Below are 25,374 nucleotides of genomic sequence, written 5' to 3' on the forward strand. Positions count from 1 at the left end.
CTCCTGACGGCAGGTTCAGTGCGCGACGCCGGCGGCGCCATGTTCGTCGATCAGCTTGCCCGTGTTGAAACGGTCATAGGAGAAGGGTTCTGCCAGCGGATGGGTGCGCCCCTTGGCCAGCGTCCAGGCAAAGACGTTGCCGGAACCCGGCGTGGCCTTGAAGCCACCGGTGCCCCAACCGCAGTTGAAATAGAGCCCCTTCACGGGCGTCTTGGAAATGATCGGGCAGGCGTCCGGACAGGTGTCGACGATGCCGCCCCACTGACGGTTCATGCGCACCCGCGAGAAGATCGGGAACATCTCGACGATGGCCTGCAGGGTGTGCTCGATGGTCGGGTAGCTGCCACGCTGGCCGTAGCCCACGTAGCCGTCGATGCCGGCCCCGATGACCAGGTCACCCTTGTCGGACTGGCTGACATAGCCGTGGACGTGGTTGGACATCACCACGGTGTCGAGAATCGGCTTGAGCGGTTCGGACACCAGCGCCTGCAGCGGGTGGGATTCCAGCGGCAGACGGAAGCCGGCCTTCTCGGCCATCACCCCGGAGTTGCCGGCGGTGACCACGCCGACACGCTTGGCACCGATGAAGCCGCGCGAGGTTTCCACCCCGACGATGGCGCCATCCTGCTTGCGGAACCCGGTGACCTCGGTCTGCTGGATCAGGTCGACGCCGAGGCTGTCGGCACCGCGCGCGAAGCCCCAGGCCACGGCGTCGTGACGCGCCACGCCACCGCGCGGCTGCCAGGAGGCACCGAGAATCGGATAGCGTGCGCGGCTGGAGCAGTCCATCGCCGGCACCAGTTCCTGCACCTGCCGGGTGTCCAGCACCTCGCCGTCGATGCCCTGCAGACGGTTGGCGTTCACGCGGCGCTGGATGTCACGCATGTCCTGCAGGGTGTGGCCCAGGTTGAGCACGCCACGCTGGGAGAACATCACGTTGTAGTTCAGGTCCTGGGACAGGCCTTCCCACAGCTTCATGGAGTGCTCGTAGAGCGCCGCCGCCTCGTCCCACAGATAGTTGGAGCGCACCAGGGTGGTGTTGCGCGCGGTGTTGCCACCGCCCAGCCAGCCCTTCTCGATCACCGCGACATTGGTGATGCCGTGTTCCTTGGCCAGGTAGTAGGCCGTGGCCAGTCCATGCCCGCCGCCACCGACGATGATGACGTCGTATTCCTTCTTGGGTTCTGGGCTACGCCAGACCTTCTGCCAGTTCTCATGGTGGCTGAGCGCATGCTTGACCAGCCCGAATCCCGAGTAACGCTGCATTTGCCACCCTCCTCACATCTTTGCCACCGCAAGCGCTGTCCGGTGCTCTCGCCCGAGTGATGTCTGTTGTTGTCACCCGAGTGATGTCTCTGCGCTTGCGGCATGTGTCGTGGTTATCGTTGTCTCTCGCCAGCGCCCTGTTCAGGCAATCTCGGCGGTATCAGTGATGCTGGCGGAGGCGTAGACCGGGAAGCGCGCACAGACTTCCTCGACCTTGCCGCGCACTTCAGCCTCGACCTTGTCGCTCTCGCCGCTGGACAGCGCGTCGAGCAGGTCGCAGATCCAGCCGGCCAGCGCCTCGCATTCCGCTTCGCCGAAGCCGCGCGTGGTGGCGGCCGGTGTGCCGATGCGCAGACCGGAGGTCACGAAGGGACTCTGCGGATCATTCGGCACGCTGTTCTTGTTGACGGTGATGTGGGCGCGGCCCAGAGAGGCATCCGCGTCCTTGCCGGTCACGCCCTGACGGATCAGCGAGACGAGGAACAGGTGGTCATCGGTGCCGCCGGAGACGACGTCATAGCCGCGTTCCATGAAGACGTGAGCCATCACACGAGCATTGGCGATCACGCGCGCCTGATAGCTGACGAAGTCCTGGCTCATCGCCTCCTTGAAGGCCGCGGCCTTGGCAGCGATGACATGCATCAGCGGGCCACCCTGCTGACCCGGGAAGACGGCACCATTGAGCTTCTTGTACAGTGCCTCGTCGCCGGTGGCGGAGAGAATCAGGCCGCCACGCGGGCCGCGCAGGGTCTTGTGCGTGGTGGTGGTGACGACATGGGCGTGGGGGATCGGGCTCGGGTAGTGACCCGCCGCGACCAGACCGGCCACGTGGGCCATGTCGACCATCAGCCAGGCACCGATCTCGTCGGCGATGTCGCGGAAACGACGCCAGTTGACCACGCGGGAGTAGGCGGAGAAGCCGGCGATGATCATCTTCGGCTTGTGCTCGCGCGCCAGACGCTCCATCTCCTCGTAGTCCAGCTCGCCGCTTTCGGTCAGGCCGTACTGGATGGCGTTGTAGTGCTTGCCGGAGAAGTTGGGGGCGGCGCCGTGGGTCAGGTGACCGCCATGCGCCAGGCTCATGCCGAGAATGGTGTCGCCCGGCGAGACCAGCGCCATGAACACGGCGGCATTGGCCTGGGCACCGGAGTGCGGCTGCACGTTGGCGTAGTCACAGCCGAACAGCGCACAGGCACGTTCGATGGCCAGTGTCTCGACCTTGTCGACGAATTCGCAGCCACCGTAGTAGCGCTTGCCCGGATACCCTTCGGCATACTTGTTGGTCAGCTGGCTGCCCTGGGCTTCCATCACCAGCGGGCTTGCATAGTTCTCGGAGGCGATCAGCTCGATATGCGCTTCCTGACGCGCTGTCTCTTCGAGAATGGCCTCGGCCAGAGCGGGATCGAGTCTGGCCAGTCGGTCATCACGGGTGTAGCCATGTTGCTGAGACATTGCGCGCCTCCGGTTATCGGATGTTGTCGTTGGAAATGCAGAGGGGTCATGAGGACCCGGCAGGTCAAACCTTGCAGATGTGCTCCGATACTAGCCCCGCCCCTGACGGGCAGGCTGCTTGTCAGCGTCACCGTGCAGTGCGAATGCGACATGCCTGCGCAGATGCGACTCGGGCTGGCGCCACAAGGCAGGTATGCTAGCGACAGGCATATGCGAAGATACGCAGACAGCAAGGGCTGTCGCGCTCAGGGCGATACGGGAAGACTCAGGGCGAAACGGGAAGACAAGGAGGAAGGTGGCATGTTGATGGAACTGCTGGCGGTGATGGCTCCGGTGCTGTGTGGCGCCGCCATCGGCTTCTTCTGGGTGCGCCTGGGCAATGAATACCCCATGGCCTTCGTCACCCGGCTGGTGCTCTACATCGGCACACCGGCACTGATTCTCAACGCGTTGGGCAGTGCCGAGATCGATAATTCCAGCTTCCTGCGCACGGGCCTGGCGACCCTCACGGTAATGGCGCTGCTGCTGGCCCTGAGCTGGCCGTTCTCCCGCCTGATCGGCAAGCCGTGGAAGGTCGCGGTGGCCCCGCTGCTGTTCTCCAACGTCGGCAACATGGGCCTGCCCGTGTCCCTGTATGCCTTCGGCCAGGCCGGCTTCGCCTACGCCATCACCATCATGGTCACCATGTCGCTTCTGCAGTTCACGCTCGGTGCCTGGCTTGCCAGCACCAGCGGCAACCCGCTGCGCAGCGTCGTGCGATCCCCGACCATCTGGGCCAGTATCCTCGCCACCACCCTGCTGCTCAGCGACATCCACATGCCGCGCTTCGTGGCCAACAGCCTGGAGCTGATCTCCGGCTTCACCGTGCCGCTGATGCTGATCACCCTTGGCGTCTCGCTGGCCAGTATCCGCGTCAGGAATCTGGCGGCAGGCGTGGGCTTCAGCGCCCTGCGCATCCCTTTCGCCGCCGCCTGCGCCTGGGGAATCGGCACGCTGCTGGAGCTGCCGCCGCTGGCGTTGCACGTGCTGGTGATGCAGATGGCCATGCCGGTGGCGGTCTACAACTACATGTTTGCCCAGAAGGCAGGCCGCGAGCCGGAATACGTGGCCACGCTGGTCTTCTGCTCGACCCTGGCGGCCTTCCTCTACCTGCCGGCGCTGCTCGCCGTGCTGGGGGCCGAGATGGGGCAGTGATGCCTGCCGGGCATGCCCCGGCGCTTGCTCGGCGCATGAAAAAACCACGCAGGCCGAGGCATGCGTGGTCGTGGGTATCTTCCTGCAGAAAGTAGCCGCACCGCGGGAGCCCATCTCCACATGCCCAGGCATGCGTCGTGCTCCCGCAGTGCGAAACTTTCCTGTTCTGCCGGCTGTTCTAGTCGTCCGTCACTGCCTCTCAGCCTGGGGGCAGTGAACCGTTCCCTTGATGAGACATTGCCCTTTCTTCCGATTTTCCCGTGACGGGAGTGGCCATCACGCATCGTTCAGGATGTCTTCCGCTCTCGATCTGCAGCTGGAAGCTGGCAGAGGAAGTGTCGGTCTCTGGTGCACGATACGGGGATCGCGCTTGCGGGCACCCCGCAACGACCTTCCTGACAGCCAGCAGGCTTCCTGTCGGCAACACCTGAAGCGTAGTCTCGAGGCCGGCACTTCCTCCAGATGGTTTGTGCCGTCATCCTGCGCGAGTCGACTTGCTCATGAACCTGAGCATGAAGTCGTAGAACCCTCATGCTTGAGGCGCTCAACCGTGCGCCTGCAGCGGTCGTCCCGCCTGTGCGGTCTGCCGTGTCGTGTCCCGCAGTTGCGCCAGGGAGACCACGGCATGGCCCTTGTCCGCCCATTCGGCGCGCTCGGCATCGTCGGCGCGAACGATGAAGCGTCCCGCCAGGGTGTAAAGCAGCCCGATCAGCGGCGATAGCCAGCAGGCGAAGGCCAGCGGAATGTAGAGCAGCCCCTCGAGACTGCCACCACTGGTGATCAGCCCCAGCGAACTGATGACCACGGCGCCACTGGCATTCCAGGGCACCAGCGGCGAGACCAGCGTGCCACCCTCTTCCAGAGAGCGGGACAGATTGAGGGTCGAGTAGCCTTCGCCACGGAAGATCGGTGCGTACATGCGTCCCGGCAAGGCGATCGAGAGGTAGGGGTCGCCCGCGATGACGTTGGTCAGCGCGGCAGTGGAACTGGCCGCGACCTGCAGCCCGAAGATGCCGCGCACCTTGACCAGCACGGCGGCGCACAGCGCTTCGAGACAGCCGATCACTTCCAGCATCCCGCCGAAGGCCAGTGCGATCATCACCAGCAGGATGACCCAGGCCATCGACATAAGGCCGCCACGATTGAGCAGGCTGTCGATCTCGCTGACGCCGGTATTCAGGGTGTAGCCGCTCTGCATGTAACCGAACAGCGCCTTGATGGCCTCGCCCTGGACACCATAGGCCACTACCGCCCCGGCCAGCACCCCGACGAACAGCGCCGGCAACGCCGGCATGCGGGCGATGGCCAGTGTCATCACCAGCAGCGGTGGCACCAGCACCCACAGATTGAATTCGAAGGCCCCGTCCAGGCCCTGGGTAATCGCGGTGATGCGTTCGAGATCCAGTGTCTGCCCGGCGGCGAGCAGGTTGCCGGCGACCAGGTAGATCACCAGGGCGATCAGCATCGAGGGGATGGTGGTGGGCATCATGTTGCGGATGTGGGCGAACAGATTCACCCCGGTGACGGCGGGAGCGAGGTTGGTGGTGTCCGACAGGGGAGAGACCTTGTCGCCGAAGAAGGCCCCGGAGACCACGGCACCGGCCGTCCACCACGGTGGGATGCCGAAACCGGCGCCGATACCCATCAAGGCCAGCCCCACGGTGCCCACGGTGCCCCAGCTGGTGCCGAGCGTGACCGAGACCACCGAGCACAGCAGCATCGCCGTCGCGAGGAAGTATTCCGGCGAGATCAGCTTGAGCCCGTAATAGATGATCATCGGCACGCTGCCCGAGGCGATCCACACCCCGACCGTCATGCCGACAAGAATGAGGATGGCAATGGAGGGCAGGCCGACACGCACGATGCGCATCATGCCCTCTTCCATCGCCGACCAGCCGTGCCCCAGCTTCCAACCGACCAGCGCCGTCAGGGCGACACCACAGATCAGCGGCACGTGAGGAGTGAATTCGCCAAAGACGAAGAGTTGCAGGGCCAGCACGGCCAGGGTTGCCAGAATCGGCAGGCTGGCCATGGGCAGAGAGGGGCGTTGCGGTGCATCAACATCACGAGTCATGAGGTATTGCTCCATTAGCCAGTTGTACTTGTTGTACCCCCACGCTAATCGACTGACGCCACTCCAGATGGCTGACAGCGGCATCTACCTCCCTGAATGCGACATCGTCTACGACTTTCTGCCAATCACTTGCACGAGATTCATTCACCTCTCCTCAAACCTGTCGCCAATGTCATCTTGCCGGCGAGTGGTGGGCGAGATCAGTAATCGATCACCACATCCCCATTGGGCACGCTGCAGCAGGACAGGATGAAGCCATCCGCGACGTCTTCATCGGTGATGCCGCCGTTGTGCTCCATCGCGACCTCCCCGGAGACCTTCTGCACGCGGCAGGTCCCGCAGATGCCCATGCCGCAGGCCTTCGGAATATGCAGGCCGAGCTTGGCGGCGGCGGCGTGGACGGTCTCGCCCGGGGCGATCTGCACCGACTTGCCGGTCGTGGCGAACTCGACGCGCGTCAGGTCGGCGCGGTCCAGCTCATCGGCCAGCACTTCCGCCTGCTCGGCCTGCTCGATGGCCTCCTCCTCGACCTCCACCGGCGTGGCCCCGAAGGACTCCTCGTGGTAGCGGCTCATGTCGAAGCCATGGCTGCGAAGCAGATGCTTGATCGCATTCATGTAGGGGGTCGGGCCGCAGCAGAAGATCTCGCGCTCCATGAAGTCCGGCGCGATCATCTCGAGCATCGCGTCGGTCAGATAGCCGCGGTAGCCCGACCAGGTCTGACCGGTCTCGAAGCGCTCGCAGATGATGTGCATGTTGAATTCCGGCACCCGCGAATCCATGAACTCGAGCTGACGCCAGAAGATGATGTCGCGCGGGCTGCGGGCGCTGTGCAAGAAGGCGATGTCCACGTTGGCATTGGTGTCGAAGTACCAGCGGGCCATCGACATCAGCGGCGTGATGCCAACCCCGCCTGACAGCATCAGGATGCGTTCCGCCGGATAGTCGATGCAGTTGAAGTTGCCCACCGGGCCGTGCACGGCCAGCTCGTCACCTTCGTTCAGATTGTCATGCAGCCAGTTGGAGACCAGTCCGCCCGGCACACGCTTGACGGTGATCGAGAAGCTGTAGGGCACCGACGGCGAGCTGGAGATGGTGTAGGAGCGCATGATCTGCTGCGCATCGATCTCCAGCTCCAGGGTCACGAACTGCCCCGGCTTGAAGAAGAACATCACCGGCTGTTCGGCCATGAAACAGAAGGTGCGCACATCCCAGGTTTCCTGAATGACCTTCACGCAGCGCACGCTATGTCGACCGTTGGTCCAGGTCTGCGTCGTAACCGGATTGAAGTTGCTGAGTGTGGTGCTCATGAAGGCCTCGCTGGGCATGTTGTTCTTGGAGACATGTTCTTGAAGGGGCAGTGTCAGTTCTTGAAGAGACAGTGTCAGGCCACCCTGCGCTGCGTGCGCGACCAACGGTGGGACATGCTCTGGATTGTCGAGTCAGCGTCCGGCAAGCATTTATCCGTGCACGACAGAAACATGCCCGATCCCTCCAATCACGACCCCGCAGTGCCCTGCCCCCGCCTCACCGCTGCACCTGCCTGTGCCTCGAAGGCCCTGCGCAGACGACCGGCGTCGGAAATACATCATTGAGCGTCGCCATCAGACACAAGTCGCGACTTGACCTCAGCCACACTGCGATCCATGCGTGGCAAAGCCACCGGATATCATGCGGGCTGCCTGAACTTCCACGCTGACTATCCTGTTGAGCGAGCGGCCCCTCTACCTGCGCCGCCCTCGACACCCGAACCGACCAGGACGGGACGACGCACCGCGCGATGCATCGGCACTCACTCATAGGTGCGCTGACTCATAGGTGCGCTGACTTATTAGGTGCGCTGATGTCTGCCGCGGTGCTGCCCGGCAATGGTCTGTTCACTCGTTTCCTCTGTCCCGGCTTCACAACAACAATGATCAGCACACTCACTCAACCCAAGGCGACCCTGCTCCCGGCGCCTACCGACCGTGCGAGGACATCGCGATGAGCGATCTATTGGAACACGCTCAGGACCAGCAGCGTCAGGCGGTACGCGAGGCCGCCGCGCGGCTTCTACAGGCCCGCAGTCCCGGCTATACCCTGCCCCAGCCCTTCTACAATGATCAGCGCCTGTTCGATCTCGACATGAAGGAGATCTTCGAGCGCGAGTGGCTGTTTGCCGGTCTCGGCAGCGAGATCCCGCTCAAGGGCAACTTCATGACCATGGACGTGGGCAACAGCCCGATCATCATCGTGCGCGGTGACAACGGGGCCATCCATGCCTTCCATAACGTCTGTCGCCATCGCGGGTCTCGCCTGTGCAGCACCGAGCGCGGCAAGGTCGCCAAGCTGGTGTGCGGCTATCACAAGTGGACCTATGAACTGGATGGCCGTCTGCTGTTCGCCGGTTCCGACATGGGCACCACCTTCGATACCAGTGACTACGGCCTGCACCCCGTCCACGTACGTTCAGCCGGCGGCATGCTGTTCATCAACCTCGCCGAGCAGCCCGAGAACTGTGAGCCGTTCTTCAAGACGCTGGAGTTCTACCTCAAGCCCTACGACATGGAGAACGTCAAGGTCGCGGCCAGCTCCTCCATCATCGAGGAAGGCAACTGGAAGCTGGTGATCGAGAACAATCGCGAGTGCTATCACTGCGACGGCTCCCACCCGGAGCTGCTCAACACTTTGCAGGAATTCGATGACACCGACGACCCGCGAGCCACCGAAGCCTACAAGGCGCTGGTCGCCAAGAAGCAGGCCGACTGGGATGCCGAGAAGGTGCCCTATCAGCTGGTGCGCTTCGGTCGCCGCAATCGCATGACGCGCACGCCGCTGCTGGAAGGCACCGTCTCGATGACCACGGACGGCACGCCGGCGTGCAAGAAGCTGCTGGGTCGCCTGCAGAGCCCCGACATGGGCTCGCTGCGCATCCTCAACCTGCCCAACTCCTGGAACCACTTCATGGGCGATCACGCCGTGGTCTTCCAGGTCGACCCGATCGGCCCCCTCAAGACCCGCGTGACCACCAAGTGGCTGGTGCACAAGGACGCGGTGGAAGGTGTCGACTACGACCTGGCGAAGCTGCGCAAGGTGTGGGACGCCACCAATGATCAGGACCGTCAGCTGGTGGAAGAGAACCAGCGCGGCGTCAACTCCAGCGCCTATCAGCCCGGCCCCTACTCGGCGACCTTCGAGTTCGGCGTCGTCGACTTCGTCGACTGGTATGCCGAGCGCATGCAGGAAGCGCTCAAGGAACAGCAGGAGCCGCATCTGCAGCTGGCCTGAGGGCTTGAGTCCTTGATGCCTTGAGTCCTCGAAACCTGAGACTCTAAAGGACAGACAAGAAAAAACCCGCCACCGGCAAGCCGGTGGCGGGTTTTTTTGGCTTTCACCCGGGCAACACGCCGAAGGCGGTCACCCGAGAGATACTACGGCTGGATTACAGCTGCGTGTCCAGACTCATCATCAGGCTGAGCGCCATGACGATGATGATGGAGAAGCCGAACAGCTTGCGTGCCCAGGAGGCATCAGGCTGATCCTTGAGACGCCAGGCGGCCAGATACAGCCACCAGCCACCCGTGACGGTCGCGACTACCAGATACCAGATGCCGGTATATCCCCACAGTGTCAGCAACAGCGACACCGGGATGAAGCCGGCAATGTACCCCGTCACTACACGCTTGGCATGCTCCATGCCTCGCGCTACCGGGAGTACCGGAATATTGGCGGCCCGATAGTCATCGACACGGAACATGGCAATCGCATAGGAATGCGGCATCTGCCACATGCTGAAGATGATCAACAGCAGCAGCGCCCCCATGTCCGCCTGGCCGGTGACAGCCAGGTAACCGACCACTGGCGGCGCGGCGCCGGACAGTGAACCGATGAGAGTGCCATACACCGAGCCACGCTTGAGCCACATGCTGTAGGCCCCGACGTAGATCACGAAGCCCAGACCCACGGCGATCATCGCCATGAGATTGGTCATCGCGGCCAGAAGCCAGAAGCCCGCAAGGCCCAGCACGCTGCCGAAGACGAAGGCCCCCGTCAGCGAGATGTCGCCCTGCACCAGAGCACGGCCCTGGGTACGCGCCATGTGACGATCGATGTCGCGATCGATGCAGTTGTTGAACACACAGCCTGAGGCCACGATCAACGCCACCCCGACCAGGGTGGCGATGAACAGCGCCCAATCCACCTCACCACCGGAAGCGAGAAAGAAGCCGCCGCTGACGGTGATCAGGTTGCCGAAGATAATGCCCGGCTTGGTGGTACGCAGGTAGTCCTTGATCATCAGGCTCACGCTATCAGATGGGCATCATGTTCTGATTCAGCTCGATCATGATCCACATGGAACCACCAACGACGATTGCCACGATCACCAGGGTGAACAGCATGGCCATGACATTCCAGCTCTGCTCCTTGGAGCCGTCCAGGTGCAGGAAGAAGTACAGCTGCACGAAGACCTGAGCGATGGCGAAGCCGTAGATGGCCCAGATCACGCCGACACCCGGATCGTCCATCATCATCACCATCCCGAACGGGATGATGGTCAGGATGATGGAGAGGATCAGACCGGTCACGTACTGCTTGACGCTGCCGTGATTGTCGTTGTGGTCGTTGTTGGAATGGCTCATAGCATCACTCCTGTGAGATAGACGACGGTGAAGACGCAGATCCAGATGACGTCCAGGAAGTGCCAGAACAGGCTGAGCATCATCAGACGACCACGATGCATTTCCGTCAGGCCTTTCTGCTTGACCTGGATGATCAGCAGCGCCATCCAGACCAGACCGACGGTCACGTGCAGACCGTGGGTACCGACCAGCGTGAAGAAGGCTGACAGGAACGCGGACTTGTCCGGGCCATGGCCATTCACGATCAGGTGATGGAACTCATAGATTTCCATCGCGATGAAGCCCGCACCACAGGCGAAGGTGATCATCAGCCACTTGATGACCGCGGAGCTGTCTCCGCGGTTCATGCCCAGCATCGCCAGGCCGTAGGTGAAGCTCGAGGCCAACAGCAGCGCGGTCTCGACCAGCACGAAGTCAAGCTCGAAGATCTCGGCGCCCGTCGGGCCACCGGCATACGCCTGGCTGAGTACCACATAGCCTGCGAACAGCATCGCGAACAGGATGCAGTCGCTCAGCAGATAGAGCCAGAAACCGAAGACCTTCAGGCCATTGGTATCGTGATGCTCGTGATCGTCATGGGCGTCGTGCGCCCCATCATGAGATGTCATTGCATTGTTCGCCATGATTACCCCTGAACCACTGTGTCGTTAGGTGTGCGGGCGCTGGGCAGGGCACGACGCTCGCGACCTTCGCGCTCGACACGCTCCACTTCCTCGACGGACACGTAGTAGTCGATGTCATAGTTGAAGGTGCGCACGATGAAGCTGACGGCCATGCCGACCAGCCCGACCACGGCCATCCACCAGATGTGCCAGATCAGCGCGAAACCGAACACCAGGCTGAAGGCGGAGATGATGACACCGGCCGCTGCGTTGCGCGGCATGTGGATCGGCGCATAAGGCTTCTTGGCCTCCTGCTCGATACCGCGTTCCTTCATTTCCCAGAACTCGTCGAGTTCAGAGACCTGCGGCTCGTGAGCGAAGTTGTAGAACGGTGCCGGTGAAGTGGTGCTCCACTCCAGCGTACGCGCGCCCCAGATATCGCCAGTGGTGTCCTGCAGCTTCTTGCGGTCCTTGATGCTGACCGCGATCTGGATCACGGTGCACGCGATACCGATCATGATCAGGCAGGCACCGATGAAGGCGACGACCAGGTACGGCACCCACAGCGGGTTGTCGACGTGCTGCAGACGACGGGTCATGCCCATGAAGCCGAGGATGTACAGCGGCATGAAGGCGAGGTAGAAGCCAGTGATCCAGAACCAGAAGGAACGCTTGCCCCACTTCTCGCACAGCATGAAGCCGGTCGCTTTCGGGAACCAGTAAGTGATACCGGCCATCGCACCGAAGACCACGCCGCCGATGATGACGTTGTGGAAGTGGGCGATCAGGAACAGCGAGTTGTGCAGGACGTAGTTGGCGCCCGGCACGGCCAGCAGGACACCGGTCATGCCACCGATGGTGAAGGTGACCATGAAGCCGAGGGTCCACAGCACCGGAGAGGTCATCTCGACACGACCGCGGTACATGGTGAACAGCCAGTTGAAGATCTTCACGCCCGTCGGGATCGAGATGATCATCGTCGCGATACCGAAGAAGGCATTCACGTCAGCGCCGGCACCCATGGTGAAGAAGTGGTGCAGCCAGACGACGAACGACAGGATCGTGATGACGATGGTCGCCCACACCAGAGAGGTGTAACCGAACAGCTTCTTCTTGGAGAAGGTGGAGATGACTTCGGAGAACACACCGAAGACCGGCAGCACCAGGATGTACACCTCAGGATGGCCCCAGGCCCAGATGAGGTTGACGTACATCATCATGTTTCCACCAAGGTCATTGGTGAAGAAGTGGAAATCAAGATAACGGTCGAGCGTCAGCATCGCGATGGTCGCGGTCAGGATCGGGAAGGCCGCGATGATCAGGACGTTGGCGCACAGTGCGGTCCAGGTGAAGACCGGCATTTTCATCAGGGTCATGCCCGGCGCACGCATCTTGAGGATGGTGGCGACGAAGTTGACACCTGTCAGCAGGGTACCGACACCGGAAATCTGCAATGACCAGATCCAGTAATCCACCCCGACCCCGGGACTGTAATTGGCCCCCGACAACGGCGGATAGGCCAGCCAGCCGGTCTTGGCGAACTCGCCCAGACCCAGAGAGATGTTGACCAGCAGCGCGCCGACCACGAACAGCCAGAAGCTCAGCGAGTTCAGGAACGGGAACGCCACGTCACGTGCGCCGATCTGCAGCGGCACGACGACGTTGATCAGACCGATGACCAGCGGCATCGCCACGAAGAAGATCATGATCACGCCGTGGGCAGTGAAGATCTGGTCGTAGTGATCCGGGGGCAGATAGCCGTGACCGCCGGTGGACGCCAGCATCTGCTGGGAACGCATCATGATCGCATCGGAGAAACCACGAATCAGCATCACCAGCGCGACGATGATGTACATCATGCCGATCTTCTTGTGATCGACAGAGGTGAACCACTCATTCCACAGGTAGGCCCACTTTTTCTTTACCGTGATGAAGCCGAACAGGGCTGCACCACCGAGGATTACCGCCGCAAGCACGATCATGACGATCGGCTCGTGATACGGAACAGCCTCTATTGTGAGTTTTCCAAGCATTGCTTATTCCTCGGTTGCCATCGCAGATTCAGCGTGACCGGCAGCGTCATGGCCTGACATGTCGTGGGCGGACTCGCCGTGATGCTTGCCCCCCATCTTCATGTCACCCATGCCCAGCTCCATGCCATCCATGTAGGGCGCCATGATCTGTTCGTACAGATTCGGCTTGACCTGACCATAGAAGGTGGGTGCCACGTCTTCGCTCGGCTCCTTGAGTGCCTCGTAGCCGGCGTCATCCAGCACCTTGCTGCTGCCACGCGCTTTCTCGATCCAGGCGTCGAAGTCGCCTTCGCTCATCACATGCGCCTTGAAGTGCATGTCAGCGAAGCCGGCGCCGCTGTAGCTGGCAGAGATACCGTCATAGGTACCCACTTCGTTGCCGATCAGGTGCAGGCGGTTTTCCATGCCTGCCATCGCGTAGATCTGGCTGCCGAGCTGCGGGACGAAGAACGAGTTCATCACGGTCTCGGAGGTGATGTGGAAGCGCACCTGGCGATCCACCGGCATGGCCAGCTCATTGACTGTCGCGATGCCCTGCTCCGGATAGATGAACAGCCACTTCCAGTCCATCGACACGACCTGAACCTCGATCGGCTCGCCGCCATCCTGGATCTCGGCACGCGGGTCCAGCTCATGCGTGCTCTTCCAGGTCAGGATGCCCAGCGCGAGGATGATCAGGCACGGAATGCCCCAGACCACGATCTCGATCTTGGTGGAATGCGCCCAGTTGGGCGTATAGGTCGCCTTGCTCTGCTTGGTATCGCGATAGCGCCAAGCAAACCACAGCGTCATGAAGATGACCGGGACAACGACCACGAGCATCAGGTAGGTAGCAGTCAGAATCAGCGACTTCTCGGATTCACCGATGGGTCCCTTGGGATCGAAGAGCACGGCATCACAGCCGGACAGCATCAACAATCCCGCGAGGATGGGGAGTCCCCGCAGAGCCCCCCGCATTAGGCTTTTTCTCATCTCACGACCTCGTTGGAACACGCCATGACGTCATGACGAGCCCACATGTGGAACACAGCGTTCGAAGAAATGACCAACAGGAAGCCGTCGATCGTTCGAACGAAATCAGAGGATTTCCCGCAGGCGGGGCACAGGATAGAGAAAAATCAGGGGGGCTGACTACGGGGCACACTGACGCAGGTAGTCGCACCTGCCGATCAATTTCCCCTCGCGCGCGCAGCCAATCACCATCGGGAGAGGACGATGCCCTCCCTCACGCGTTCGGGTTATGCCCTGACCACTGAACGAGGAACCTGACGAAGGCGTCAATCATGTTGACAGGCAACACGGCGTCACTTGGGCGACCAGACGCCAATCCGGAATTTCCTCCCTTCGAGGTGCCCTGACTCCTCCCGCCGACAAGGCTCTGGCCACCCCCGCATTGCGCGATGACCATTTCCCGACTCACGTGCCTTCCCAGGTCCACGAGCGCCCGCCGAGGCCCCACGGGAAACGCCAACCCCAAGCACGAAAAGAGTATAAAATTTCAACAAAACAATAAATACAGCAATATTCATCCAAAAAAGTGCGTGCAATGACACCCGCGCAAGGAGTGCCGCCTGGCAGAAACACCTCGTCACATCGAGACGCCTGACTGCCTGCCTACCGACGGATCGAGATCACCGACGTCTTTTTCACACTCTCAATTGCAAAAAATGCCGCACTTCGTTCCATTATAATTTCCCATCCTGCTCTGGAAATCGTGACGTAATTCTCCTTATATTGATTCACCATGACATTTTTCATTCCCGCACGAATGGATGAAATCGTTGTCACAATCCAGCGACTTCGTCCTCATCATTTGTTCATATTCAGTCTTTTTTCATCAGATGACGCCTCGCGCCATTTCATAAAAAATTTACAAATAAACACCAAATAGACACCAATTGGATACAAAAACACCACACAAGTGCCAGCCAAGTCTCTGAAAAGTCCTGCGGAGCCACCAGGCCTGAAGACCGTGATGGCATCTCAGGAACCATGTTTCAGCATCAGGTCAAGGGATGCGACAATTGACCACACCAGAAATGTCGCCAATGATCTTTCTGATTTTTCACTTTCCTTTTCCCGTACAGACTATCCTCCCGAATCATTGATACGCATGTCGCGGCGCAACGAGACTTGAAAGTTTGTTCCTGCAGGGACACGCGCTATCCTGCTGTTCACCCCCTTGCCGCAAGGGAGCAGGCGGCATGTCGAGACGAGATTCGAGACCCTGATGCAGCGCCGCTGGGCGATCACGAGCCCTGCCTTCTCGACGCCGCTTCTCGACGTCGAACCTCGCTTGCGCATCGCCCTCCCCTGCCAGGGGCACCTGTCTACCCGATGGAGCAGCGCCCGATGACGACTGACCAGTCCCCCTCCGCCAGCCATGCCCTGCTCGACGCCGACCAGCTACCCGCCAGCATTCTCTATCGACTGTTCTCGGGCAGCATCGCGCCGCGGCCCATTGCCTGGGTCTCGACGATCGATGCCGCCGGCAATGCCAATCTGGCGCCGTTCTCGTTCTTCACCGTGGCAAGCGTCAATCCACCGGTGCTGGCCTTCAGCCCGCTGCGCAACGGCGAAGGGCGTACCAAGGACACTCTCGACAACCTCGGACAGGTGGCGGAATGTGTCATCCATATCGGGGGCGAGGCCATGAGCGAGGCACTCAATCTCACCAGTGCCAGCCTCGCGGCCAGCGAGGATGAATTCGCCCACGCCGGCTTGAACAAGCTAGCCATGCCGCCGCTGCAGGCCCCCCGCGTGGACGGCGCGCCGATCGCCTTCGGTTGCCGACTCCGCGACATCATCCACCTGGGAGACCAGCCCCTGTCCGGCTCACTGGTGCTCGCCGAGGTCGTGGTGGTCCATGCAGACCCCGAGGTCTGGGATGGCCGCCATGTCGACAATGAGGTACTGCGCGCCATCGGGCGCATGGCCGGCAGCGATTATGCGCGCACCGACAGTCTCTTCAGCCTTGAGCGACCTACCTAATCAGCCTTGAGCGACCTGCCTGATCAGCCTTGAGCGGGCCGAAACGCAGAGCGGGCCTGTCTGATGACAGGCCCGCTCAAGATGCTCTCGTGACTCTGGTGACTCACCTATCCCGCAATCACTGCCCCAGAGGATTGACGGTGGCGGGGAAGCTTCAGCGCAACCCCGGCAGCAGGTACTTGTCGAGTGCCTGACGCACCGAAGGCAGCAGGATATCGGAGTGCATCACCAGCTCGCGCACCAGCTCCTGCAAGCCGGGCACCCCGACTTCCACATGCTTTCTCAACGCCATGCGCGCACAGGTGTCCGCGCAGGCATGTTCGGAAATCTGCACGCCCAGTGCCACCAGCCGCTCACGAAAGTCTTCGTGATCAATCAGCTCCACGATCATCATCGTCATTCTCCTTGCTCGCTGACGGCGGGCATTGTCATTGGTATTGACCCACTCTGTTCTGAGCATGGCCCTTCTGAGGATAGCCGAAACGTGCGGCGAGCCGTCTCCGACATTCTGGTCAGACCGAGGCACGCCCTGCGTATCCGCCAGCGCCACTGCCATAGGCATTTGCGCCAGACGTGCCCTGCCCTTTCCTTTCCCTCCTCTCACCTCCCCTCGCGTTCACATGTCCAGACTGGCCGAAGCAGATTCGGCTCTGGCCAGGCGGCAGGCGGCGTACTTGAACTCGGGGATCTTGCCCACCGGGTCCAGCGCCGGATTGGTCAGCAGGTTGGCGGCGGCCTCGGCGTAGCAGAATGGCACGAAGACCATGCCGGCCGGCGTCAGCGGGTCCGCGCGGGTGGCCAGCGTGATCTGACCGCGCCGCGTGGTGATCGAGAGCGCCTCCCCCGCCGTGATGCCCAGTCGCTCCAGCTCGACGGGGTTGAGCGTGGCCACGGCGGCAGGTTCCAGACTGTCGAGCACGTACGCGCGGCGCGTCATCGAGCCGGTATGCCAGTGCTCCAGCTGACGGCCGGTGGTCAGTACCGTCGGATAGTCGTCATCCAGCGTCTCATCCGGCGGCGTGGGCCAGGTCGGCACGAAGCGGGCCCGACCGCTGGCGCGCGGGAAGCCATCGCCGAACACCACATCCTCACCCTCGCCTCCCGGCGTCAGGCACGGGTAGGTCACCGAGTTCTCCTCGGACAGCCGCGCCCAGTCGATGTTGTCGAGGGAATCCATGCCCTGCTGCATCTCGGCGTAGATCTCCTGCGGCCCGGCGTAATCCCAGGCAAGCCCCATGCGCCGCGCCAGCTGCTGGGTGATCCACCAGTCCGGCTTGGCCTCGCCCGGGGCACGCAGTGCCGCCCGCCCGCGCTGCACCTGACGATTGGTGTTGGTGACACTGCCGTCCTTCTCCGGCCAGGCGTATGAGGGCAGCACCACATCGGCGAACTGCGCCGTCTCGGTGACGAAGATGTCCTGCACCACCAGATGCTCGAGATGCGCCAGCGCGCTGCGCGCGTGATCGAGATCCGGGTCCGACATCGCCGGATTCTCGCCGAGGATGTACATGCCGCGAATCTGATCGGCATGGATGGCGTGCATGATCTCCACCACCGTCAGGCCCGGTGTGGCCGAGAGCGGCGTATCCCACAGCGCTTCCAGTCGCGCGCGCGCCGCCGTGTCACCCACCGGCTGATAATCCGGGAAGACCATCGGAATCATCCCGGCATCCGAGGCGCCCTGGACATTGTTCTGCCCGCGCAGCGGATGCAGGCCGGTGCCCTCCCGCCCGACATGGCCACACACCAGCGCCAGCGCGATCAGACAGCGGGCATTGTCGGTGCCGTGGGTGTGCTGCGAGATCCCCATGCCCCAGAAGATCATCGCGCGCTCGGCCGTCGCGTACTCACGGGCCACGGCACGAATCTCCTCGGCCGCCACGCCGCACAGCGGCGACATCGCCTCCGGCGTCAATGCCATGACGTGCTCCGCCAGCGCGGCGAAGTCCTCGGTATGCGCCTCGATATAGGCCTGATTGGCCAGCCCTTCGGTGATGATGACGTTGAGCATGGCATTGAACAGCGCCACGTCCGCCCCCGGCGTGAACTGGATCGAGCGATGCGCATGACGCCGCAGCGCCAGCGCGCGCGGGTCGATCACCACGATGCGCGTGCCTCGCCTGGCGGCGCGCTTGAAGAAGGTGGCGGCCACCGGATGATTGACGCCCGGGTTGCAGCCGGTCAGCACGATGAGATCGGACTGCTCGGCCTGCATGAAGGAGGCGCTCACGCCGCCCGAGCCGACGCCTTCCATCAGCGCCGCCACTGAACTTGCATGACACAGCCGCGTGCAGTGATCGACATGATTGGAGCCGAAGCCGGTGCGCACCAACTTCTGGAACAGCCACGCCTCCTCGTTGGTGCACTTGGCGCTGCCGAAGCCCGCCAGGCTATCGGGGCCATGCGTTCGCTTGAGGCGCATGAGCCCCGCGGCCGCGACCTCGAGGGCCTCGTCCCAGCTGGCCTCACGGAAGTGGCTCAGCGGGTGGGCGGGGTCAAAGTTCGCATCCAGCCCCTTGGCCACGCCGTCACGGCGGATCAGAGGGCGAATCAGGCGCTCCGGATGACGCGGATAATCGAAGCCGAAGCGCCCCTTCACGCACAGACGTCCGTGATTGGAGGGGCCATCACGACCACTGACCGCGATGATGTTGTCGAGCCGCGCATCCGCGACCGGCTGACGGTGGCTGGTCGCTTCGCGAGTGATCGCGTCTGAGGGCGCACTGAGCTGTCGGGCATCCGCCAGCGTCGCGGCCTGCTGGCCTTCGCCGACCAACGCCTCGCCGCTGCCACGACTGACCTGATACTCCAGCTGACAGCCCACGCCGCAGTACGGGCAGACGGAGGCGACGCGGGCATCGACGGCGGCGCTGTCGCCATGACCCTGCTCATCCACCTGGGCGGCGGGCATCAGGGCACCGGTCGGGCAGGCCTGCACGCACTCGCCGCAGGCGACGCAGGTGCTGTCGCCCATCGGGTCCTCGAGATCGAACACGATGCGCGTATTGCTGCCACGCCCCGCCAGCCCGATCACGTCATTGACCTGCACCTCGCGACAGGCGCGTACGCACAGGCCACAACTGATGCAGGCGTCATGATTGACCGCCATCGCGGCATGGGAGTGATCGAGAGCGCTGGCCGGCGTCGGCAGCCACTCTTCAACCGTATCCCCCAGCCACTCACGGACCGTCTCGCGGGCACCGCCCAGCGTCTCGCGAGCGTGCCCGACATCCACCGCCAGCAGCTCGGCCATCGCCATGAAGTGACTGCTGACATCGGGGTTATGGGCCTCGGCTGGCATGTCGGCGGCGAGCAGTTCCACCACCATCGCACGCGCCGCACCCGCCCGCTCAGAGCTGGCACTGCGCACCACCATGCCCGCCCGCGCCTCGCGGATGCAGCTGGCAGCGAGGGTGCGCTCGCCGACGATCTCGACCATGCAGGCGCGACAGTTGCCATCGCCGCGATAATCCGGCAATTCGCTGTAGCAGAGGTGGGGAATCGTCTCGCCGGCACGCCTGGCGATCGTCCACAGCGTCTCGCCGGGATAGGCCGTCACCTCGGCGCCATCCAGGGTGATGGTGAAGCCATCCTCGCGCAGCGGCTGATCATCCGAAGGCGAGTTGCCGAGTCCTGTCAGCGCGTTCATGCCTCACCTCCCGTGGCGTCAGCCGGATGGCTCGCCTGGCTCGTGGCGATCAAGCGCACCCCGCTGCTGGCGAGGGTCTCCCGGAAATCCTTGAGCAGGCCGAGTACCGGATTGGGCGCGGCCTGCCCCAGCCCGCAGATCGAGGCATCCATCATCACCTGCGACAAGCGCGTCAGCAGCGTCTCATCCCACTCATCGCCGCTCAGCGCCGCCAGCATCTGGCGCGTGCCGACGCGGCACGGCGTGCACTGGCCGCAGGACTCATCCATGAAAAAGCTCATCAGATTGCGTGCCACCGCCGCCAGGTCATCCTGGTCCGACAGCACCACCACCGCGGCCGAGCCGATGAAGCAGCCATGGGCCTGCAGGGTGTCGAAGTCCAGCGGCAGGTCCGCCTTGCTGGCCGGCAGAATGCCGCCGGAGGCCCCACCGGGCAGATAGGCCCGCAGGCGATGGCCCTCGGCCATGCCACCGCCGTATTCCTCGACCAGCTCATTGAGCGTGATGCCGGCCGGTGCCAGATACATGCCCGGGCGTCTGACGCGCCCGGAGAGCGAGAAGCTGCGCAGCCCCTGACGCCCCTGGCGTCCGGCTGCCACGTATGGCGCGTGCCCTTCGCGATGGAGCCGCGCGATCCAGTAGACCGTCTCGACGTTGTTGACCAGGGTCGGGCGTCCGAACAGCCCGCACTGGGCCACGAAGGGCGGACGCTGGCGCGGCTTGCCGGGCTTGCCTTCCAGCGACTCGATCAGCGCCGATTCCTCGCCGCAGATATAGGCCCCGGCGCCACGCCGCAGATGGATGAAGCCGGACGCGACGAGGCCTGCGGCTTCCAGCTCCGCGATGCACTCGCGCAGCACGTCATTCAGGGTCGGGTACTCGTCGCGCAGGTAAAGGTAGAGCGCCTCGGCCTCGATGGCATGCGCACTGGCCAGCGCGCCCTCGAGGAAGGTGTGCGGCTCACGCTCCAGATAGCAGCGGTCCTTGAAGGTGCCGGGCTCGCCTTCATCGGCATTGATCACGCAATAGCGCGGCCCTGTCTCGGCACGCACGAAGCCCCACTTGCGAAATGTCGGGAAGCCCGCTCCGCCCAGGCCACGCAGACCGGCCTGTTCGATCATCTGCGCCAGGTCATCGATGCTGACCTCACCGCCCTCCAGCGCGGCGAGCAGCCCATAACCGCCACTGGCGCGATATTCCGCCAGCCGCGGATAGTCGAGACTCGCGGCCGGCGCGGCATGCACATGGCCCTCGGCGATCGCCGCCGTGACACCTTCCACGCTGGCATGGCCGAGATGACAATGCCCGACCTCCGCCACCGGCGCACTGTCGCAGCGCCCCATGCAGGGTGCCCGCAGCACGCGCACCTGTGCGGGGTCCAGCCCTGAGGCGAGGCCAGCGCGCAGGGCCTCGGAGCCGGCCAGCTGACAGGACAGCGAATCACAGACGCGCACGGTCAGCGCCGCGGGGGGCGTCTCGCCATCGCGCACCACGGTGAAGTGGGCATAGAAGGTGGCCGTCTCGTAGACCTCGGCCATCGGCAGGCGCATCCACTCGGCCAACGCGCGCAGATGGGCCAGCGTCAGATAGCCGACCTCATCATTGAGCACATGCAGATATTCGAGCAGAAGGTCACGCTGCGCCGGGGCATCGCCCAGCAGGCGCTGCACCTCGGCCCAGGCCTCGGCATCCAGCGGGCGGCCGCGCAACTGGCTGCGCGAACGGCGACGAGCGACGGGGGTCGGCTCGGTCAGGGTCTCAGGCGTCATGGCGGCACCACATTGTTATCGTTATGAACTGGCGGAGCGTGCGGTCGAGACAACGGCCTGGCTGGACCGTGGACGCGTCTGCGTGAAGGTGGGCGCTGTCCGGCAGGTGCGTCACGCCGGGCAGGTTCCTTCACTGTAGATCGCAATCTACAAAGCGGGCAGAGCCGCGACAACCGCCTCCCCCGCCGAATCGCCTCGCATGTCAGTCACGCACATGTCGGCGTCGTATCCAGCTAACTCGCCCTCGCCCAGCCCTCACACAATCACCGAGGCCCGACGGCGACCTGTCCCGCAGTCAGATTCGCCACCGCGCTCTGAATTGCCACTCCACCCCCTTCCCTCATCGCAGCCACGGGAGACACCCGCGACAACGCCTCGACTCGCCCCACCCGCCCTGCTCGGATGGCGACACCAATAACAACATGAGGTCACCACATGTCATCGAATCCGTATGACACGGACTACGAGATCGGCCAGGACAATGTCCAGGTCATGGGTCTCGATGTGCATAACCCCGTCTTCGCGATCAGCGCCGTGCTGATCGTCAGCTTCATCCTGTTTGCCATCGTCTTCCCCGCGGGCGCGGAAAGTGCCCTGGGCGGCGCCAAGGCCTGGTCCATCGCACATGGCGACTGGCTGTTCATGCTGGCCGGCAACCTCTTCGTGCTGTTCTGCCTGCTGCTGATCATTCACCCGGTGGGCAAGCTGCGCCTGGGCGGCCAGAAGGCGACTCCCGAGTTCTCGACGCATTCGTGGTTCGCGATGCTGTTCGCCGCCGGCATGGGCATCGGTCTGATGTTCTGGAGCGTCGCCGAGCCGGTGGCCTATTACACCGACTGGTACGGCACGCCGCTGAATGCGCCTGCCGGCACGCCGGAGGGCGCACGCGCCGCGCTGGGTGCCACCATGTATCACTGGGGCCTGCATCCCTGGGCCATCTACGCCGTGGTGGGCCTGTCACTGGCCTTCTTCACCTACAACAAGGGCCTGCCGCTGACCATCCGCTCGGCGTTCTACCCGATACTCGGTGAGCGCACCTGGGGCTGGATGGGGCATGTCGTCGACATTCTGGCCGTGCTGGCGACCATCTTCGGGCTGGCGACGTCGCTGGGGCTGGGCTCCGCCCAGGCGGCATCGGGGCTGGATTACCTGTTCGGCATCGGCGATGGCCTGCCGACCCAGATCGCGATCATCATCCTGGTGACCCTGGTGGCCATCTACTCGGTCAGTCGTGGCCTGGACGGCGGGGTGAAGCTGCTCTCCAACATCAACATGATCATCGCCGCCGTGCTGATCATCTTCATCCTCATCTTCGGGCCGACGCTGGCCATCCTCACGGGACTTGGCACCACGACACTCAGCTATGTGCAATACCTGCTGCCGCTGTCCAACTGGATCGATCGCCCGGACGAGAGCTGGTTCCACGGCTGGACCGTCTTCTACTGGGCGTGGTGGATTTCCTGGTCGCCGTTCGTCGGCATGTTCATCGCGCGTGTCTCGCGCGGCCGCACGGTGCGCGAATTCGTCACCGCCGTGCTGCTGGTACCGACACTCGTCACCATCGTGTGGATGTCCGTCTTCGGGGGCACGGCTCTGGAACAGGCCATCAATGGGGTCGGCGCGCTGGCCAACGGCATCGATTCCGTGTCACTGGCCATGTTCCAGATGCTCGACAACCTGCCGCTGTCCGGCGTGGCGTCCTTCATCGCCATCCTGCTGGTGCTGGTGTTCTTCGTCACGTCCTCGGATTCCGGCTCACTGGTGATCGACTCGATCACTGCCGGCGGCAAGGTGGATGCGCCGGTCAGCCAGCGAGTCTTCTGGGCGGCGATGGAAGGCCTGATTGCCGGTGCCCTGCTCTATGGCGGGGGAAGCGCCGCACTGGGCTCATTGCAAGCTGGTGCCATCGCCACGGGTCTGCCGTTCACGCTGGTACTGCTGGTGATGTGCTATTCGCTGTTCCGTGGTCTGATGCAGGAAAGGAAGGCGCAGGACGCGCTCGCCCGTCCGGTCACCGGTGCCTGACATGCGGCGCTGACGGATCATGAGCACAAAAAAACGCCGCCCCCGGCAACCGGGGGCGGCGTCTTCATTGGATGACCCGAACGTCATCCAGGCAAGATCAGGAGTTTTCCTGAGCCAGCTTCTGCACCTTCTTCATCAGGTCCGGGTTGTTCTGCACCGCTTGACCGATGGAGTTGAAGGTCGCGACTTCCAGACCGGAGTCCTCGACCGCGCTGACCATCTCGTCATTGGCTTCCTGACGGACGCTCTGCTTTTCGGTCTCGTCGTCAGCTTCCTGCAGCTTGCCGGCGAAATCCTGGGAAATGCGTGCGATCTCCTGGGAGGCAGCAGCGAACTGTTCCAACTGCGCATCGCTGAAGTCACCGGCCTGAGCCTGTGTCGCCTGAGCAGGAGCCTGACCTTGGGCCGGTGCGTCAGCAGCGAACGCCGGCGCAGACATCATGCCCGCAGAGATCAGGGCAGCCGTCATGTATGCAGTCATCCGTTTCATTGCAACCTCCAGTCATTCATTGATCATCAAAAAGTGATTACACCAACTCAGACGGACACCACGGCCGGATGTTCAATCTTTCGTGTAACTGTTTGAAAAACATTCGGATAACTCTGGATACAACTGTCGCAAACGAGCAACGCAAAGACCACCAAGCCCCGCATGGCAGGCCTCCTGCGAGCTGGACACCCATACAAGCACCGAGTTGCCCGAGAAAGATCATGCAGACACTTTCCCTCATCTGGCAGCCATCCTGTCAGACAGCAGGCGTCATGTCCGTGCAGTTACCGCTGATATATCGCCCCGTGCAGTACCACACAAACCGCCTGCACAAGGTCGGCAAACTGGTGCAGACTGACATAACCTGACATCAGGCCCCTGCGTTGCGGTCCCATGCCGGACTGTCCTGCATTCTTGCCCCACGCCGCCGGAGGACTGTCATGTCCCGATATACGCCGTCTTCGCCCTCGCGCCGCTCGTTGCCGCGCCACATCGCTGTCCGGGCAGCATTCGCCCGAGGAGTGAGTCTGTGCCTGCTGGCCGGACTGTTCACGAGTCTCCCCGCCCAGGCCCTCAGCCTGCTGGATGAGAATCCGCAGCTGAATGCGCCCGCCGAGACTTCCGCAGGGGCGCCGCCACCGCCCTCTCCACCAGACACGGTAGATACCACCATGACCGCCGCCAACGTCGACCCCGCCGCCAATCCGCTGCTGGGCGAGACCTGGAACCGTCGCTCGCTGGTGCTGGTCGCGCCGGATGAACAGGACCGTGAGCTGGAGCGCCAGCGCGATGAGCTACGCGCCACGCGTGGCGAGATGCAGCAGCGCGATGTCACGCTCTATACGCTGATGGGCACGCGCGGCATCCATGATGGCGTACCGATGAGCTTCGAGGAGGTTCGCGCCCTGCGTGATGCCATGCAGCTGCGCGAGGGCGCGCCCTTCACCGTCATCCTGATCGGCAAGGACGGCGGCAAGAAGATGCAGCTGGAGGGGTTCGTCGCACCGGACCAGATCTATCAGGTGATCGACAGCATGCCGATGCGCCAGCGCGAAGCCGGCGAGGCCACCCGTCAGACCTCCTCGGGCAGCGAGGAACATACCTCGCCCGCACCGTTGGATGACAAGGATTGGCAGTGGGATGAATGACACGCCTGAACGACGAAACGCCCCTGCCAGCCGAGCTGACAGGGGCGTTTTCATGTCTGCGC

18 protein-coding genes are annotated in these 25,374 nt (G+C 63.0%); 5 read left to right on the forward strand and 13 right to left on the reverse strand.

What is annotated here, in order from left to right; genetic code table 11:
• Nucleotides 1-15 precede the first annotated feature (15 nt).
• Both HXS65_RS08275 and glyA read right to left on the reverse strand, forming a co-directional pair.
• Nucleotides 16-1,266 carry a sarcosine oxidase subunit beta family protein gene (locus HXS65_RS08275; protein WP_084209343.1) on the reverse strand — a complete coding sequence of 417 codons (1,251 nt, stop codon included), beginning with the start codon at nt 1,264-1,266 and terminating at the stop codon, nt 16-18.
• A gap of 141 nt (nt 1,267-1,407) precedes the next feature.
• Nucleotides 1,408-2,718, reverse strand: a complete 1,311-nt coding sequence (glyA, locus tag HXS65_RS08280) for a serine hydroxymethyltransferase (protein WP_077379135.1) — start codon at nt 2,716-2,718, stop codon at nt 1,408-1,410.
• Between the two features lie 300 nt (nt 2,719-3,018).
• Here glyA and HXS65_RS08285 point away from each other — a divergent pair, with 300 nt between their 5' ends.
• The gene (locus tag HXS65_RS08285; RefSeq protein WP_084209344.1) at nt 3,019-3,912 is read left to right on the forward strand and encodes an AEC family transporter; all 894 of its coding nucleotides are present in this window, start codon (nt 3,019-3,021) and stop codon (nt 3,910-3,912) included.
• Between the two features lie 544 nt (nt 3,913-4,456).
• On the opposite strand, the gene nhaC is transcribed toward HXS65_RS08285, so the two are convergent.
• Together nhaC and HXS65_RS08295 are read right to left on the reverse strand one after the other, a co-directional pair.
• The gene (gene nhaC / locus HXS65_RS08290; protein ID WP_255304459.1) at nt 4,457-5,986 is read right to left on the reverse strand and encodes a Na+/H+ antiporter NhaC; all 1,530 of its coding nucleotides are present in this window, start codon (nt 5,984-5,986) and stop codon (nt 4,457-4,459) included.
• A gap of 200 nt (nt 5,987-6,186) precedes the next feature.
• On the reverse strand, nt 6,187-7,296 hold the full coding sequence (locus tag HXS65_RS08295; protein WP_077379384.1) for a hybrid-cluster NAD(P)-dependent oxidoreductase: 1,110 nt from the start codon (nt 7,294-7,296) through the stop codon (nt 6,187-6,189).
• Nucleotides 7,297-7,969: 673 nt separating this feature from the next.
• Here HXS65_RS08295 and HXS65_RS08300 point away from each other — a divergent pair.
• Nucleotides 7,970-9,253, forward strand: coding sequence for an SRPBCC family protein (locus HXS65_RS08300; RefSeq protein ID WP_077379084.1), 1,284 nt, complete (start codon nt 7,970-7,972; stop codon nt 9,251-9,253).
• 154 nt (nt 9,254-9,407) lie between these two features.
• On the opposite strand, the gene cyoE is transcribed toward HXS65_RS08300, so the two are convergent.
• From cyoE to cyoA, 5 genes are read right to left on the reverse strand one after another with little or no spacing between them, the layout of a single operon-like run.
• A complete protein-coding gene (gene cyoE / locus HXS65_RS08305; protein WP_084209346.1) occupies nt 9,408-10,262 on the reverse strand; it encodes a heme o synthase in 855 nt (284 codons plus the stop codon).
• Between the two features lie 13 nt (nt 10,263-10,275).
• On the reverse strand, nt 10,276-10,605 hold the full coding sequence (gene cyoD / locus HXS65_RS08310) for a cytochrome o ubiquinol oxidase subunit IV (RefSeq protein WP_054555337.1): 330 nt from the start codon (nt 10,603-10,605) through the stop codon (nt 10,276-10,278).
• Complete coding sequence (gene cyoC / locus HXS65_RS08315) at nt 10,602-11,228, reverse strand: cytochrome o ubiquinol oxidase subunit III (protein ID WP_077379079.1); 627 nt, start codon at nt 11,226-11,228, stop codon at nt 10,602-10,604. Before cyoC ends, cyoD begins: the two co-directional genes overlap by 4 nt.
• 2 nt (nt 11,229-11,230) lie before the next feature.
• Nucleotides 11,231-13,240 (reverse strand): cytochrome o ubiquinol oxidase subunit I, encoded by a 2,010-nt coding sequence (gene cyoB, locus HXS65_RS08320; protein WP_136939036.1) that lies wholly within the window; start codon nt 13,238-13,240, stop codon nt 11,231-11,233.
• A 3-nt stretch (nt 13,241-13,243) separates the two neighbouring features.
• Complete coding sequence (gene cyoA, locus HXS65_RS08325; RefSeq protein ID WP_077379075.1) at nt 13,244-14,212, reverse strand: ubiquinol oxidase subunit II; 969 nt, start codon at nt 14,210-14,212, stop codon at nt 13,244-13,246.
• A 1,380-nt stretch (nt 14,213-15,592) separates the two neighbouring features.
• Between cyoA and HXS65_RS08330 the strand changes: the two genes are divergently transcribed.
• Nucleotides 15,593-16,231 carry a flavin reductase family protein gene (locus tag HXS65_RS08330; RefSeq protein ID WP_176493650.1) on the forward strand — a complete coding sequence of 213 codons (639 nt, stop codon included), beginning with the start codon at nt 15,593-15,595 and terminating at the stop codon, nt 16,229-16,231.
• 154 nt (nt 16,232-16,385) lie between these two features.
• Here the strand turns inward: HXS65_RS08330 and HXS65_RS08335 are convergent, their stop codons facing one another.
• From HXS65_RS08335 to HXS65_RS08350, 3 genes are all read right to left on the reverse strand, one after another.
• Nucleotides 16,386-16,625: a hypothetical protein gene (locus HXS65_RS08335; protein ID WP_077379069.1), complete on the reverse strand. Its 240-nt coding sequence runs from the start codon at nt 16,623-16,625 to the stop codon at nt 16,386-16,388.
• 222 nt (nt 16,626-16,847) lie between these two features.
• The gene (locus tag HXS65_RS08340) at nt 16,848-19,880 is read right to left on the reverse strand and encodes a molybdopterin-dependent oxidoreductase (protein ID WP_255304460.1); all 3,033 of its coding nucleotides are present in this window, start codon (nt 19,878-19,880) and stop codon (nt 16,848-16,850) included.
• On the reverse strand, nt 19,877-21,649 hold the full coding sequence (locus HXS65_RS08350) for an NADH-ubiquinone oxidoreductase-F iron-sulfur binding region domain-containing protein (protein ID WP_176493651.1): 1,773 nt from the start codon (nt 21,647-21,649) through the stop codon (nt 19,877-19,879). Before HXS65_RS08350 ends, HXS65_RS08340 begins: the two co-directional genes overlap by 4 nt.
• Before the next feature lie 435 nt (nt 21,650-22,084).
• Here HXS65_RS08350 and HXS65_RS08355 point away from each other — a divergent pair, with 435 nt between their 5' ends.
• On the forward strand, nt 22,085-23,674 hold the full coding sequence (locus HXS65_RS08355; protein ID WP_084209349.1) for a BCCT family transporter: 1,590 nt from the start codon (nt 22,085-22,087) through the stop codon (nt 23,672-23,674).
• A 97-nt stretch (nt 23,675-23,771) separates the two neighbouring features.
• Here the strand turns inward: HXS65_RS08355 and HXS65_RS08360 are convergent, their stop codons facing one another.
• The gene (locus HXS65_RS08360) at nt 23,772-24,164 is read right to left on the reverse strand and encodes a DUF4168 domain-containing protein (protein WP_077379061.1); all 393 of its coding nucleotides are present in this window, start codon (nt 24,162-24,164) and stop codon (nt 23,772-23,774) included.
• Between the two features lie 440 nt (nt 24,165-24,604).
• On the opposite strand from HXS65_RS08360, the gene HXS65_RS08365 reads away from it, so the two are divergent.
• The gene (locus HXS65_RS08365) at nt 24,605-25,312 is read left to right on the forward strand and encodes a DUF4174 domain-containing protein (RefSeq protein ID WP_176493652.1); all 708 of its coding nucleotides are present in this window, start codon (nt 24,605-24,607) and stop codon (nt 25,310-25,312) included.
• Nucleotides 25,313-25,374 lie beyond the last annotated feature (62 nt).

The organism is Cobetia sp. 5-25-4-2, from assembly GCF_013374075.1.
GTDB lineage: Bacteria > Pseudomonadota > Gammaproteobacteria > Pseudomonadales > Halomonadaceae > Cobetia > Cobetia marina.